Annotated in this window: 13 protein-coding genes; 5 read left to right on the top strand and 8 right to left on the bottom strand. The window is 45.0% G+C overall.

Annotated features, from left to right (window positions below):
* The first annotated feature begins 3 nt into the window (after positions 1-3).
* From nagA to AC622_RS01605, 3 genes are all read left to right on the top strand, one after another.
* A complete protein-coding gene (nagA, locus tag AC622_RS01615; RefSeq protein WP_049669480.1) occupies positions 4-1179 on the top strand; it encodes an N-acetylglucosamine-6-phosphate deacetylase in 1176 nt (391 codons plus the stop codon).
* Positions 1180-1193: 14 nt separating this feature from the next.
* Positions 1194-1922: a glucosamine-6-phosphate deaminase gene (gene nagB, locus AC622_RS01610; RefSeq protein WP_049672729.1), complete on the top strand. Its 729-nt coding sequence runs from the start codon at positions 1194-1196 to the stop codon at positions 1920-1922.
* A 116-nt stretch (positions 1923-2038) separates the two neighbouring features.
* Positions 2039-2722 (top strand): N-acetylmuramoyl-L-alanine amidase, encoded by a 684-nt coding sequence (locus AC622_RS01605; RefSeq protein ID WP_049669479.1) that lies wholly within the window; start codon positions 2039-2041, stop codon positions 2720-2722.
* A 41-nt stretch (positions 2723-2763) separates the two neighbouring features.
* On the opposite strand, the gene AC622_RS01600 is transcribed toward AC622_RS01605, so the two are convergent.
* From AC622_RS01600 to srtB, 7 genes are all read right to left on the bottom strand, one after another.
* Positions 2764-3102 (bottom strand): phage holin family protein, encoded by a 339-nt coding sequence (locus tag AC622_RS01600; RefSeq protein WP_049669478.1) that lies wholly within the window; start codon positions 3100-3102, stop codon positions 2764-2766.
* Positions 3099-3308 (bottom strand): PspC domain-containing protein, encoded by a 210-nt coding sequence (locus tag AC622_RS01595; protein ID WP_049669477.1) that lies wholly within the window; start codon positions 3306-3308, stop codon positions 3099-3101. Before AC622_RS01595 ends, AC622_RS01600 begins: the two co-directional genes overlap by 4 nt.
* 42 nt (positions 3309-3350) lie before the next feature.
* Positions 3351-4454 (bottom strand): DUF4097 family beta strand repeat-containing protein, encoded by a 1104-nt coding sequence (locus AC622_RS01590; RefSeq protein ID WP_049669476.1) that lies wholly within the window; start codon positions 4452-4454, stop codon positions 3351-3353.
* A gap of 261 nt (positions 4455-4715) precedes the next feature.
* The gene (uvrA, locus tag AC622_RS01585; protein WP_049669475.1) at positions 4716-7583 is read right to left on the bottom strand and encodes an excinuclease ABC subunit UvrA; all 2868 of its coding nucleotides are present in this window, start codon (positions 7581-7583) and stop codon (positions 4716-4718) included.
* 7 nt (positions 7584-7590) lie between these two features.
* On the bottom strand, positions 7591-9570 hold the full coding sequence (gene uvrB, locus AC622_RS01580) for an excinuclease ABC subunit UvrB (RefSeq protein ID WP_049669474.1): 1980 nt from the start codon (positions 9568-9570) through the stop codon (positions 7591-7593).
* Between the two features lie 206 nt (positions 9571-9776).
* A complete protein-coding gene (locus AC622_RS01575; protein ID WP_049669473.1) occupies positions 9777-10010 on the bottom strand; it encodes a CsbA family protein in 234 nt (77 codons plus the stop codon).
* A 79-nt stretch (positions 10011-10089) separates the two neighbouring features.
* Complete coding sequence (gene srtB, locus AC622_RS01570; RefSeq protein WP_049669472.1) at positions 10090-10827, bottom strand: class B sortase; 738 nt, start codon at positions 10825-10827, stop codon at positions 10090-10092.
* A gap of 517 nt (positions 10828-11344) precedes the next feature.
* On the opposite strand from srtB, the gene AC622_RS01565 reads away from it, so the two are divergent.
* Together AC622_RS01565 and AC622_RS01560 are read left to right on the top strand one after the other, a co-directional pair.
* Positions 11345-13285 carry a glycoside hydrolase family 15 protein gene (locus AC622_RS01565; RefSeq protein WP_049669471.1) on the top strand — a complete coding sequence of 647 codons (1941 nt, stop codon included), beginning with the start codon at positions 11345-11347 and terminating at the stop codon, positions 13283-13285.
* A gap of 272 nt (positions 13286-13557) precedes the next feature.
* Entirely contained in the window at positions 13558-14121 is a 564-nt protein-coding gene (locus AC622_RS01560) for a site-specific integrase (protein ID WP_049669470.1), read from the top strand.
* Positions 14122-14189: 68 nt separating this feature from the next.
* Here AC622_RS01560 and AC622_RS01555 read toward each other — a convergent pair whose 3' ends face one another.
* A complete protein-coding gene (locus tag AC622_RS01555) occupies positions 14190-14840 on the bottom strand; it encodes a universal stress protein (RefSeq protein WP_049669469.1) in 651 nt (216 codons plus the stop codon).
* Positions 14841-14893: the final 53 nt, after the last annotated feature.

Below are 14893 nucleotides of genomic sequence, written 5' to 3'. Positions count from 1 at the left end.
AGAATGACCATACTAATCAAGAATGCCACTATCTATCTTGAAGATTCCATCCTGCAAGACGGATATATACTAATTGATGGTGAAATCATAAAAGAGATAGGGCCAGCACACCAAGCTCCCGAACAAGCCGATGAGGTATTAACGATTGCGCAAAACGAAGTCGTGGTTCCCGGGTTTATTGATATGCATATTCATGGTGCTGGTGGAAGCGATGTCATGGATGGTACGACGGATGCCCTCAACTGCATGGCGAATACCCTCCCTAAAGAAGGTACGACATCCTTTTTAGCCACGACTATGACTCAATCTCCTGAAAATATCGAACAGGCTTTGCAAACAGTTCAACAATACAGCAAGTCTGAGAACATTTCTGGAAAAGCCGACGTCATCGGCGTTCATTTAGAAGGTCCCTTCGTCAATCCTTCAAAGGCTGGTGCCCAACCAGTTCAATATATCATTAACCCTGACCCCGAATTGTTCAAGAAATGGTCCGAGATCTCCGGACACACCATTAAACAAGTTACACTCGCCCCAGAGGAGCCAGGCGGCAAAGAATTGGTTGAACTATTGACTGCAGCAGATATCATCCCATCCATCGGCCACACAGGTGCAACCTATGAGCAGGCAATGGAGGCAGCGTCCGAGGGGCTAAGCCAAGCTACTCATCTATTCAATCAGATGACCGGCCTGCATCATCGCGATATCGGTGCAGCAGGAGCTTCTCTCATGAATGAAGATATTTATGCAGAAATAATCGTCGATGGAATCCATGTATCCCCTGAAATGGTGAACCTTGCACTTAAGCTGAAAGGAGTGGACCGAACCATCCTTATTACGGATGCGATGCGTGCCAAAGGACTTTCAGACGGCACTTATGATCTTGGCGGACAAGATGTGTTCGTTAAAGGCAAGGAAGCACGATTGGCTGACGGAGCCCTTGCAGGAAGCATCCTTAAAATGAATGATGCCTTAAAGAACATGATGGAATTCACCGGCTGCTCATTAAGAGATGCCGTTCAAATGGCCGCCGTCAATCCTGCCAAGCAATTGAATATATATGACAAGAAGGGCAGCATTGCTGCTGGGAAAGAAGCAGATATCGTCATTCTCGATGAAGACTGCCAGGTACGCGCAACCATTTGCCGAGGAAAAATTGCCTATAGAGGAGAATCAAAGTAATGTCACAAATCAACATGAAGATTATCGTAGTAGAAAATTATGATGAAATGAGCAAGAAAGCCGCTGAAATTCTCATTAAGAAGGTTCAAGAAAAACCGAATGCCGTTCTCGGGTTAGCTACGGGCAGTACACCGGTTGGGCTATACAAGGAATTAATCGAAGACCATCAGCAAAATGGGACAAGCTACAAGGATATCCATACAGTCAATCTGGATGAATACATCGGGCTTCCACAAGAGGATAAAAACAGTTATTTCACCTTTATGTATGAGCATCTTTTCAAATATCTTGAGATTCCGAAGGAGCATACACACATCCCAAGCGGAGATACAGAGGATCATGCAAAGGAATGCAAACGATACGAGGAAATTATTGAGTCACTTGGACAAGTTGACCTTCAAATACTCGGAATTGGATCTAACGGACATATCGGCTTTAATGAACCAGGGACTCCTTTCACAGGAGACACACATATCATTGATTTAAAGGAAAGCACGCGCCAAGCAAATGCCCGTTTCTTCGAATCCATTGATGAGGTGCCAACGCAAGCCATCACCATGGGAATCGGCACAATCATGAAGAGCAAGGAAATTCTGCTTCTAGCCTCCGGCAAAGCAAAAGCAGAAGCAATCCATGGCATGATTCATGGAGAGATGACAGAAGAGCTGCCTGCGAGCATCCTTCAATCCCATCCGCATGTAACCCTTATCGTTGATAAAGACGCTTATTCCTTATGTAAATAAGACAACCCACTAGACAAACCTGCCAAGCTTTTCAGGTTTGTCTTTTTTCTTTTTTATGGTCCCGTTTGTAGGCTTGTCTCATATAGTAAGGATAAAAGAAAGAGGGGGTTATAAGCTTGAAGATTGTTCTTGATGCAGGACATGGTTATTCCACTCTAGGCAAGCGGACGCCGGATGGGATGAAGGAATATGAATTTAATCGGGCAGTTGCTCTCTATGTACGTGATTTTCTTTCAGGTTATACGAATCTAGAGGTGCTGTTCACGCATAATGATGAGCAGGATGTCCCGTTAGAAGTACGGACAGCAAAAGCCAATGAGCTTGGTGCTGATTGCTTCCTATCCATCCATGCTAATGCAGCAGGAAACGGCGGCTGGCACGAGGCTGAGGGAATAGAGACCTTTATACACTCATCCAAGCCAAGGGATGCCCAAATCCTAGCCGCAGAGATCCAAGAGAAGCTCATTACCGCTACCGGACGCAAAAATCGAGGAGTAAAGACAGCCAATTTCCACGTACTTCGGGAAACGCGAATGACAGCTGTTCTGGTCGAATGTGGTTTCATGACACATAAGATTGAAAGCAGGCTGCTCAAGAAGGAGGATTATCGAACGCAATGCGCCCAGTCAATCGCCCAGTCAATTGTGTCCCATTATGGTCTCACGAAGAATAGACAAGCTGCCACTCAGAAGCAGAAGCTGTACAAGGTGCAGGTCGGAGCCTTCTCCAGTAAGCATCGAGCAGAACAGCTTGCCTCAGAGCTCCAAAGGCTCGGATATGACACCTTTATCGTTCAATAAGAAAGGCCTGAAGCAGTTTGCCCGCTTCAGGCCTTTCTTTCTTAATCCGTCACGCTTTCCATGATGGTATTCACGAAGGATAAAATCACCGAAACAAGGAAGGTCAACCAAAATCCATCGATTTGAAAAGCACTGCCCATCATGGCATCAACAATGCTGAGCACAATCGTATTGATAAAGAGCAAGAAAATGCCTAATGTCACAATCGTAATTGGCAGCGTCAAGACGGTAACAATCGGTTTGACAATGACATTACAAATGGACAAGACGATTGCCGCGATAATCGCTGTTCCAAATCCGGAAACATGCACACCTTCAAATACTTGCATCAATAAAACGAAAACCGCTGCATTGACGAGTATTTTCAAAACCCATTTCATTTGCGATCCTCCTCCATGCGCTCCCTCGGCATAATGTAACTAAGTATTGTATAAGGGATGATTAACAGAAAACTGGTCGGAATTAAACCGATAACGAATAGTACACGCAGAATAATCGGCTTAATGCCGAAATACCGGCTAATCCCGCCTAATACTCCCAATAAAACCTTATCGGAGTAATTGGTTCTCATAAGCTTCTTCTTCATATAGTTGTTCTCACAACTCCTTTAAATCATACGCATAACTTTTTAAAGCGTATGCTTTACTTTAATGCTTCCTGCCTTGGATTCGGCAAACACATGCATGGAATGCTGTTCTTCCACCGTTGATTGGAAGCGAAGCATCTTTTGAACAATGTCATTCTTCTCTTCAATAACTTGAATACCCTTCAAGTCAAGATTGAAACTGCCAAGATTCGACTTTAACTCACCGTCACAGCTAATGCCTTGCGGGATTTGCAAATTAATGCTTCCTGCCTGCGCCTTAGCACGAAGGGTTTCTCCGTATTGGCCTGTTTGCTTGCACTGAATACTCCCATTAATGGTTTGAACATCGGCAGTGCGGAATGCGCCATCCACCTGAATAGATCCATTCATCGTATCGATTTCCAGCTCACCTGCATCAAAGGAATTCAGCTTAATAGAACCGTTAACCGTCTCAAATTCAGCCTCACGTGTATGGAAGTCACGGAAGGAGATGGTTCCGTTCGCTGTCTTCGTCTTAATCTCATCAACCTTAAGATTTTCTCCATTGATGCTTCCGTTGAACAAGCGGACCCGAAGCTCCTGATATTGACTGTTCGGCACCTTAATAACCGCTTTTAATTTAATGGCACGGTCTTGAAGCATGAACTTCAGCTTGCCATTCTCAATCTTATTCACGATTTGGTTTTGAAGCTTCTCCCTCGCTTCTGTTGTTGTTTCAGCTCGATATACCTTCGCCTTGCATTCAATATCCACCACATTCTGATCCCACGGAATGATAGACACCTCTCCATTAGCTACATCAATATCAATGATTTGGAAAGGCTTTGCTTCCTGGTGGTATAAGTGGTCAATCTCTATGCTGGATCCGAAATTCCAGTCAAAATCGATATCTTTAATTTTCTTCACGACATCATCTACAACGCCCAAGATACGGTCCATCGTTGAGACAGACTTCTTCGTTTGCTGCTCTTGTCTCTTCTCACCTTCAGGCTGCGCAGTCGTTGCAAGCTCTCTCGATTCTTGCTGGCTTTCTTCTTGGATGAGCTTTTCTTTCTTGTCTAATTGTTCGAGCAGAAGCAATGCCTCATCCGCATTTAAAAGGCCTTCCTTCACCATTTCCAGAATTCGTTTTTTTTCATCATTCATATCAGTCATCTCCCTTATAACATGGTTTAAACCTATGCAAAAATTTATGACGTTATGTGTATGCGTAAACTGTTCCTTCTAACATGTACGATTAACAACAAGAAAGGTTTCCACAAATGCCTATTTTCAAGGAAAAGAGAGGCACGGGCAGCAATCACCTGACGATTCGTCCCATAATTGATACCCGCGCCTTTCCTTTACGCAATCATCCGTATTCTTATCATGGTGCATGGTGACCATTAGCCGGCCAACAAAGTCTGGTTACTGACCTGCCTTCTGCGTCAGCCTTTCCTCCATCCGCTTGCGGTCGCGTTCAAGAATAGGCTTCAAATATTGACCCGTATAGGATTCTGGAGTCTCTGCAATATGCTCAGGCGTGCCGGATGCAAGAATGGTTCCGCCCTTTTCGCCGCCCTCAGGACCAAGGTCAATCAAGTAATCAGCTGCCTTGATGACATCCAAGTTATGCTCAATAACCAGCACAGTATCCCCATTATCAACGAGTCTCTGCAATACTTTCAGCAGATGGGAAATATCCTCCACATGCAGCCCTGTCGTCGGCTCATCCAGAATATAGAGCGAACGGCCGTTTGAGCGCCTATGAAGCTCACTTGCTAATTTCACCCGCTGGGCTTCTCCCCCAGATAAGGTTGTAGCCGGCTGCCCGAGCTTAATATATCCGAGTCCCACATCATGGATGGTTTGAATCTTCCGCTTGATCTTCGGAAGGTTTTCAAAGAATTGAAGGGCCTCATCGACCGTCATATCCAGGATATCAGAAATACTCTTCCCTTTATAGGTGACCTCTAATGTTTCACGGTTGTACCGTTTGCCATGACAAACCTCACAAGGTACATAAACATCCGGCAGGAAATGCATCTCTATTTTGATAATACCGTCCCCGCGGCAGGCCTCACAACGTCCGCCCTTTACATTAAAGCTGAAGCGGCCCTTTTGATAGCCTCGCACCTTCGCCTCATTCGTGGAGGCAAATACATCACGAATATCATCAAACACCCCTGTATAGGTAGCCGGGTTAGAGCGCGGTGTCCGGCCGATTGGAGATTGGTCGATATCAATAACCTTCTCAAGCGCCTCAATCCCTCTTATCTCCTTATGAAGGCCTGGCTTCGCCTTGGCTCGGTGCAGCTTATGCGCCAATGCCTTATGAAGAATTCCATTCACAAGCGTACTTTTACCTGAGCCTGATACACCGGTTACCGCGACAAATGTTCCAAGCGGGAAGGAGACATTGATATTGCGAAGATTATTCTCGCGTGCTCCGCGTATCTCAATCTTCTGCCCATTTCCTTGCCTGCGTTCATGCGGAAGCGGAATGAACTTCTCTCCTGATAGATATTGCCCGGTTAAGGAATTCGGATTCTTCATGACCTCCTCCGGGGTACCTGCAGCAACAATTTGCCCGCCATGTGAGCCGGCACCAGGACCAACATCAATTAAGTAATCAGCTGCAAGCATCGTATCCTCATCATGCTCGACAACGATAAGCGTGTTCCCGATATCCCGCATGCTGCGCAGCGCCTCAATCAATCGATCATTGTCACGCTGATGAAGCCCGATAGACGGTTCGTCCAGAATATAAAGAACACCCGTCAAGCGGGATCCGATCTGAGTAGCCAGGCGGATTCGCTGGGCTTCCCCGCCGGAAAGCGTGCCGGCTGCCCTGCTCAGTGTTAAATATTCAAGCCCCACATTATTGAGGAACCCAAGCCGCTCTTTGATTTCTCGGAAAATAGATCGGCCGATGCTCATATCCTTATCTGACAGCTTTAAGCCATCGAAGAATTTATAAGCATCCTGAATGGAAAGCTCAGTCACCTGGCCGATATGACGTCCGTCTACCAGAACAGCCATGCTTTCTTTCTTCAAGCGGTATCCTTTACACGTCGGGCATTTCTGCTCGGCCATATATTTCTCCATCTGGTCACGGATATAATCTGAAGTCGTTTCCCTATAGCGGCGCTCCACATTATTCAGCACCCCTTCAAACTCCACATCATTCTCACGAATTTGGCCGAAATCATTCTCATAGCGGAAATGAATTTTCTCTCCGTCTGAACCATACAGAATCTTATCTAATTGATCCTCTCTAAGCTGAGAAACCGGCACATCCATATCAATGCCATAATGGTCAGCAATACACTCAAGCAACTTCAGATAATATTGTGAGCTCGTTGGCTGCCAAGGAGCAATCGCATGCTGGCGCAGCGTCAATTCCGGATCTGGAATGACCGCATCTCGGTCAACCTTCAGCTTATATCCAAGTCCATCGCAGGTCGGGCAAGCACCGAATGGACTATTAAAGGAGAAAATACGCGGCTCCAGCTCACCAATGGAGAAACCGCAATATGGACAGGAATGATGTTCGCTGAAGAGAAGCTCCTCTTGGCCGATGACATCAATCATGACTTTCCCATGTCCGATGGCAAGCGCTGACTCAAGGGAATCAGATAGTCGTGATGCTATGCCCTCCTTCACGACTATCCGGTCAATGACCACTTCGATAGAGTGGGTTTTATTCTTATTAAGCTCAATATTATCGTCCAAATCATACATTTCATTATCTATGCGGACCCTTACATACCCTTGCTTCTTAATATCCTCAAGAAGCTTGGCATGAGTCCCTTTTCTGCCTGTCACCGCAGGAGCAAGCACCTGAATTTTCGTCCGCTCCGGATACTCTAATATTCGGTCCACCATCTGCTCAATGGTTTGGGAGGTAATTTCAATTCCATGCTTCGGACAGATTGGTTTTCCGACCCGGGCATACAAAAGCCTCATATAATCATAAATTTCCGTTACAGTCGCCACCGTTGAACGAGGGTTGCGGCTCGTCGTTTTCTGGTCAATGGAGATAGAAGGGGACAGCCCTTCAATGCTGTCCACATCCGGTTTATCCATTTGACCAAGGAATTGCCGCGCATAAGCGGACAAAGACTCCACATAGCGCCGCTGACCTTCCGCATAAATCGTATCAAAGGCGAGCGATGATTTACCGGAGCCGGAGAGTCCTGTCAAAACAACCAATTGGTCACGCGGAATCGTCACATCGATATCCTTCAGATTATTCTCCCTTGCTCCTTTAACAATGATTTTATCTAATGCCATCCTTTGTTCATCCTTCCACTTTCAGCTCTAATATCAAGTCCCTAAGCTCAGCCGCACGCTCAAAGTCCAGGGCGCGGGCTGCATCCTTCATCTCTTTCTCCATACGGGCGATAACCTGCTGGCGATCTTTCTTAGACAGGTTCTCATATTGTCTAGCCGTACGCTCCTCTTCCCCTGCTTCTGCTGCCTGCGTGGCACGTATAACATCCCGAATATCCTTCTGGATTGTCTTCGGTGTAATGCCATGCTCAATATTATAGGCTTCCTGAATCGCCCTTCTCCGCTTCGTCTCTGAGATGGCAATCTCCATGGAATTCGTCATCCGGTCCGCATACATGATGACATGACCATTCGCATTACGCGCCGCCCGCCCAATCGTTTGGATAAGCGAACGCTCAGAACGCAGGAACCCTTCCTTATCCGCATCCAATATAGCGACAAGGGAGACTTCCGGTATATCAAGTCCCTCCCTGAGCAGATTGATGCCGATAAGCACATCATACTTACCAAGACGGAGGTCGCGGATAATCTCAATCCGTTCGAGTGTTTTAATCTCTGAATGAAGGTACTGAACCTTCACGCCCAGCTCCTTCAAATAATCCGTCAAGTCCTCAGACATCTTCTTCGTCAAAGTCGTCACAAGCACCCGTTCATTCTTCGCAATGCGGTCATTAATCTCACCAAGCAGATCATCAATCTGTCCTTCAATCGGACGGACATCAACATTTGGGTCCAGAAGACCAGTTGGACGGATAATCTGTTCAATCACGCCAGGTGAATGCTCCTCCTCATATGGTCCAGGGGTAGCAGATACATAAACGATCTGATTGATATGCTCTTCAAATTCCTTGAAATGCAGAGGGCGGTTATCCATAGCAGAAGGCAGACGGAAACCATGGTTCACAAGTACTTCTTTTCTGGCCCGGTCCCCATTGAACATCCCTCTAATCTGCGGAATTGTCACATGGGATTCATCAATGACCATCAGGAAATCGTCCGGGAAGTAATCGAGCAAGGTATATGGTGTCGAGCCTGCAGGACGCAGGGTCAAATGACGCGAGTAGTTCTCAATACCGGAGCAAAAGCCCATTTCACGCATCATCTCCAGGTCATACCTTGTTCTCTGTTCCAGCCGCTGAGCCTCAAGAAGCTTCCCTTCCTCACGGAAATGGGCAAGCTGCTCCTCGAGTTCCTTCTCAATATTTTCAATAGCGATGCGCATCTTCTCCTCACGTGTAACGAAGTGGGATGCCGGGAATATAGCGACATGCTCACGTTCGCCAAGAATCTCTCCGGTAAGGGCATCCACCTCGCGAATCCGTTCGATTTCATCACCGAAGAATTCAATGCGTATGCAGTGTTCATCCTTGGAGGCTGGGAAAATTTCTACCACATCTCCCCTTACCCGGAATGTTCCACGGTGGAAGTTCAAATCATTTCGTTCATATTGGATATCAACCAGCCTGCGCAGCAGCTGATTCCGTTCAAGCTCCATGCCGCTTCTTATGGAGACGACCATCTCCTTGTATTCCTCCGGAGAACCGAGTCCATAGATGCAGGAAACACTGGCAATGATGATGACATCATTCCGTTCAAAAAGAGCCGAGGTCGCCGAGTGGCGCAGCTTATCAATCTCATCATTAATGCTCGCATCCTTCTCAATGAAGGTATCTGTCTGCGGGACATAGGCCTCTGGCTGATAATAATCATAGTAGCTGACAAAATATTCGACAGCATTATTCGGGAAAAACTCCTTAAACTCGCTGTATAACTGTCCAGCGAGTGTCTTATTATGGGCAATAATTAATGTCGGTTTATTAACCTCTTTAATGACATTGGAGACCGTAAATGTCTTCCCGGTTCCCGTTGCACCAAGGAGGGTTTGATGCTTCACTCCGTCATTAATGCCCTTGACAAGTTTCTTGATTGCCTCCGGTTGATCTCCCTCTGGTGAATACTTGGAAACCAGCTCAAATTCTCTCTTCACTCCATATGCCCCCTTCATTGAACTTGGCGAGGCTGCGTCCGCCACAACAATCTATTAGTATGAATAGTTTACCACAATAGCCTATTTAGAAACCACCAAAAAGCGAACAAGCATTCGTATTTATATAACAGCGTATCCATCATTCTTCATTTATGCCCAATAATGCAAGAAAAGAGTCTTCCAGAAGGAAAGACTCTTACGATTATTCACGCACTTTTAGCGGCACGATTCCGTTCAATCATCCGTTTTGAATACCAGAAACCAGCGGTAAGTGAGAACGCATCTACAATAATCAGAGGCCAGGAAGATGTAAACCCCCGATAAGCTGATGCGGCAATCAAGGCTACCGTCAACAGCAACCCAACAACATAGCTGTATGTAACCCTTGAAAACAGCACAACCAATAGACCGGGTGCCAGCAAGGCTGCTAATATCTTCATCAAAGCACTCCTTTCGTTCGTGCACAATCACTCCTTCTATTATACAATGTTTTCCCACACCTACAAATAAATTACATTTCTACTCAATCAATTTCGCATGCACAACCATTCTTGCATCATCAAACTCATAGCTGCAGGTTGATAGAGTTATTACTTTATCTGTCCGCTCCACCTGGCAGCCTGTATGATAGAGAGATTTCGCGGAAATCCTTTCGAGGAATTGTCCAAATTCACCCTCTGAACGAAAATCCGTTTCTATATAATTATCATCCGCACCTGTCACATAAGCCGAGAATACTTCCCATTTACTGATACCGTCCTTATTGCTGTACGTCACATACGGATTCTCCTTGCAAAAAGCTTCCTTCTTATAGGAAGTCAAATCACGGAACATGGTTCCATTCCTCATATTATGACCATAAAGCACCGTATGGCTCCCTAATGGCGCAGGACAATTCCGATAATCCATAAAGATGGTTCCAGCAGAGGATTCCTCCTTATAAACGGAATGTGTTAAGTAATATTCATTATCATCTGCCTGCGCAACAGGATAATGAATCGAGGTTCCTTCAATGGATATCCAGCCGACAATGTCCTCATTTATTTCTTGAAGGCGTTCGAGTGTAAATTCCTGTTCTCCAGTATCGCTCTCCTTTGCCACCGATTGATCATAAATATCGGCCATTGCGCCTTGTGTGTTTTTCAGCTGATACAGCTCAATCAGATAGTCACAAAGAATATATCCTGAGAATAAAAAAGCAGCTAGTAAAATACTCTTTATAATGAAAATAAGTAGATTTCTCTTTGGCTTCTTCATGAAATTACACCCCTTTAAGTTATATTAATATAATAAAATTATCATACTTACTTACCCCTTTGTCCAAAAGCTTATCAATGAATTTAAACGCAGCTTCTTCTTAAACGGCTCTGCTCATTTAAAAAATGTTGATTTTTGTTGCAGGGAGCATCCTCAAGTGCTCTATGCATCTGCGGGCTCACCCCTGTCGCTAGTCCTGAAGGAGTCAACCGCCTGAAACGTTAACTGGCGGTATTCTACTGTTAACATGATCCTTAATAGTTCCTTTCAATATAGAAGCTCTCACCCTCTTTTTCTATCCATTTCTGTCCAGCACGTTTATCTGCCATCCAAACGGGTATTATAATCGGCAGCGCATTCTCGCATTTCACCTATCATCTTTATATGATTTTCATACTTAAAGAGGATTGGTAACTCATTAACTCACTTTTCTAATTAATCTGTTTATTAGTTGACATGGTAATCTTTGTAACGATAAACTGATGTACTGTGTGTTTCAACATAGAGGGGGATAAGTATGGAAAAGAAGCCGTATATTACGGAAGCGATTATCGGAAATTCAAGTATGCTCGTCTCATTAACAAAGGACGGGCAGGCTCAACGTATCACATGGCCGAATATTGACTTTCCTCAGCATTTAAATTTGTTTTACACAGGCATCCGTGGAATAGAAGGATCCATTAAGACATTTTTTCTGCACGATAATGTATGGAAGCATCAGCAGGCCTACATTAGCGGCACTAATATATTAGAAACGGTTTCAACCCTCGGAGAAGTTGGCTTGAGTATCAGGCAGCTTGACTTTGTTGTCCCCGATCAGGATGTGTACATCCGCCACTTCACATTCCGAAATATCTCTGATTATCCGCAAAATCTTGATTTTGTTGTCTATAGCGATTTCATGATTGATGAGAAACGCCGTTATCAAACGGTTATGTTTGATGAGACGACCGACAGCTTTGTCCACTACCACCGCGAATATGGATTCGCGATTGGTTCAGACACGCCTGTGAAGAAATATCAGTGCGGAGCTACCTTTAAGGAAACCAATGATGGTTATCTCCCTGGAAAACGCATTGCTAATCGCTCTTCTACCGGAATTGAATACGGTCCCATTCATATCCCGGCTAACGGGGAGCATTCCATCACGCTTTACATCGCAGCCGGCATGGGAGGCAAAGAAGCCTTAAAGAATTTAAGACAAGCGAAGCACTCTACCTTTGATGAGCTGTACAATCAAACGGTCGAGTATTGGCATCAGTACTTGAAGGAAGCAAATCTAGTTGAGTTTAAAGATGAACGAGGCAAACATTTGTATGAGCGTTCCCTCTTAATGTTCCATCTCATGAATAATAGGAACGGGGGATTCATTGCGGCTCCAGAGGTGGATGAGGAGTATGCCTACTCTGGCGGCTATGCTTATTGCTGGGGAAGAGATGCTGCCTATACGGCAACAGCCTATGCCAGAGCCGGCTACCATGAGCGCGTGCGCCACTTTTTCCGCTTTGCCTGCTCCTTACAGGAGGACAACGGCTCTTGGGAGCACCGCCATTATTTAGATGGCTATTTGGCACCGTCCTGGGGGCTGCAAATTGATGAAACTGGATCCATCCTTTGGGGGATGCACCAATTCTATTCTCTTACAAAGGATGATTCCTTTATCGAGGAAATGTGGCCGACCGTTGAAAAGGGCGCGGATTTCTTAACTAGATTCATTGATCCTGTCACTCACCTTCCGCTCCCAAGCATGGATATCTGGGAGAAACGGGAGGCTGAGCATTTCTATTCTGCGGCTGCAGTTTATGGCGGGCTGATGGGCGCAGCTGAATTTGCTACTAAGCAAGGCTTTGCCGATAAAGCACAGCTTTATGTTAAGACAGCCGAGGCCATGAAGAAAACAATCCTGCAAATCGGCTATAATGCGACGAGCGGCTCCTTCTTTCGCGCCTTCCATCTGCGCCTAGATGAGCCAGCTTATCAGAATAAAAAAGCACAGGGCAAGGATGTTGCGATGGAATATGATCGCAAGGGATATCCAGTGTACCGGCAAATCCGTGATGATGTAATCGATATCTGCTTACTTGGCCTTCAGGTTCCCTTCAATATGATTGAGGCCGATGATCCGAAAATGAAGCAGACAGCCGCAACAATTGACAGGCTTTGCCGCTCCAAGATTATCGGAGGAATTGAACGATTCCCTGGAGACATTTATATAAGTGGCGACCCTTGGATTATCGCAACTTTATGGCTGGCCATTTATTATGCACGAATCAATCAGCAGCTTGAGGCGAAGAAGCTTTATAATTGGGTCGTGGACCATGCGACCGAACTTGGCTTGCTAGCTGAACAGATTGATAAGGTAACTGGACGTCCTGCCTGGGTTCTTCCGCTCACCTGGTCCCATGCCATGTTCATTCTTACTGTACTTGAGTTTAAGGAAAGAGGAATTGAAGTATAAAGCCGCTTTCTCTGGTTGCCCCTTAAGAGACAGATTTACGCCTGCCTCTTAAGGGGCTTTTTTGTATATGGCAAAATTAATTGCTCGCTCATGATAAACGATGTGCGAGGCCCAGCCCGCGACAAGCATGTAAATCCGAATCTCCTTACCTGAATAAAGCAGCTAAATTGATATATTAAAATTAAAAAATACGACAAGTCACTATATTTGTAATGTTACTTAATTTTTGATAACATCATAATTAAGTAACATTATAGTTAGGAGGTACATCCTTGGAATACGTTGATCCCATAAAGGATATCCGCAAGATTGCTGCCATAAAAAGAATTCTTAAAAAACAGTCCTTGCGTGATTTGCTGTTATTTGTTTTTGGAATAAATACCGGTCTCCGTGTCAGCGAGCTGCTCTCGTTACGGGTGGGTGATATTTGGGAAGATGGGAAATTCAAGGAGTTCCTTTATATTAAGGACGCAAAGACTTCAGAGGAAAGGGCTTTTTACCTTAACCAAAATGTGAGGGATGCCGCAAAGCATTATTTAGATACCTTTGATTTCTCTCCAGATGATTACTTATTTAAATCGAAGAAAAATCAGCAGCCAATTTCCAGACAGCAGGCATACCGGATCATTAACTGTGCGGCGAAGGAAGCGGGTATACCCGGGAAGATTGGAACCCATACGCTGCGGAAGACATTTGGTTATCACGCCTATCGGAAAGGGATTGCCATATCGATTCTCATGAATATTTATCATCACCATAGTCCTGGTGAAACATTACGGTATTTAGGAATCGACAAAAACGAAAAGCTGCCGGTTAAAGTGGATGTAAATCTATAAGGCTAGAAAAGATGCTTCATTCTTAAGAAGAAAGAAAAAACCCCCACATAAATTTGTGGAGGTCTCCATCATAAGCTTTCTTTGACATAGTCATCAGTCACAGTCACTTGCAGCGTTTGGTTGTTTTTCATGAATTTAAAGATACCGGTGTTGAAATCAGTGCCGATTTCTTTGAAGAAAATCCCTTCAAATTCACTTTCTTTTGTATGCTCGAAGCTTATCCGATACTGATCGCCTTCTTTTTCGAGGTAGGCGCGCACACCTTTTTCATAAAGGCCGTCTGGGTCATCCTTTAATGCCCGGGCGACGGATACAATATGAAGGTCAACAAATGGAATGTCTCGCAGCAAAGTATTTATAATCGAACCTTTAGCAATCTGTTCCCAGCGGCTTTGCGCTGTTTGACCAAGGATGATCTGTGAAATTTGTTTTTCACGCGCAACATCCGCTATCACTTTTGCGAATGGCCGTTTCTCATTATCTTTCAAAATAAATTCCTCAGCTTCCAATTCCTCGGCGAGCTGACGCCATCTCTCGATACTTTCGGATTTCTCAGCGTCTAGTTCATCAAAAGGACTTGGGTCCACTGTCAAGATGTACAGAGGACAATCCAGCATATTGGCAATTTTACTGCCGCGCTGAATTAAGCGATCACCGTTGGGGCCGTAATAGACACATACAAGGATGCTTTCGTCCATTCGGCTTTTGCATTTTTTCATTAAAAGTTCACCTCTAAATAGATGGTAGGTCATTAGACTATAACGAATATAGC

It is taken from the genome of Bacillus sp. FJAT-27916, from assembly GCF_001183965.1.
GTDB lineage: Bacteria > Bacillota > Bacilli > Bacillales > Pradoshiaceae > Pradoshia.
Note: the sequence above shows the minus strand (reverse complement) of the source record. Positions and strands in the feature narration are given on the sequence as shown.

Coding starts and splice junctions, on each gene's coding strand:
- nagA (WP_049669480.1), top strand. CDS start 4: ATGACCATACTAATCAAGAATGCCACTATCTATCTTGAAGATTCCATC.
- AC622_RS01565 (WP_049669471.1), top strand. CDS start 11,345: ATGGAAAAGAAGCCGTATATTACGGAAGCGATTATCGGAAATTCAAGT.
- AC622_RS01590 (WP_049669476.1), bottom strand. CDS start 4,454: ATGAATGATGAAAAAAAACGAATTCTGGAAATGGTGAAGGAAGGCCTT.
- AC622_RS01600 (WP_049669478.1), bottom strand. CDS start 3,102: ATGAAATGGGTTTTGAAAATACTCGTCAATGCAGCGGTTTTCGTTTTA.
- nagB (WP_049672729.1), top strand. CDS start 1,194: ATGAAGATTATCGTAGTAGAAAATTATGATGAAATGAGCAAGAAAGCC.
- uvrA (WP_049669475.1), bottom strand. CDS start 7,583: ATGGCATTAGATAAAATCATTGTTAAAGGAGCAAGGGAGAATAATCTG.
- AC622_RS01595 (WP_049669477.1), bottom strand. CDS start 3,308: ATGAAGAAGAAGCTTATGAGAACCAATTACTCCGATAAGGTTTTATTG.
- srtB (WP_049669472.1), bottom strand. CDS start 10,827: ATGAAGAAGCCAAAGAGAAATCTACTTATTTTCATTATAAAGAGTATT.
- AC622_RS01575 (WP_049669473.1), bottom strand. CDS start 10,010: ATGAAGATATTAGCAGCCTTGCTGGCACCCGGTCTATTGGTTGTGCTG.
- AC622_RS01555 (WP_049669469.1), bottom strand. CDS start 14,840: ATGAAAAAATGCAAAAGCCGAATGGACGAAAGCATCCTTGTATGTGTC.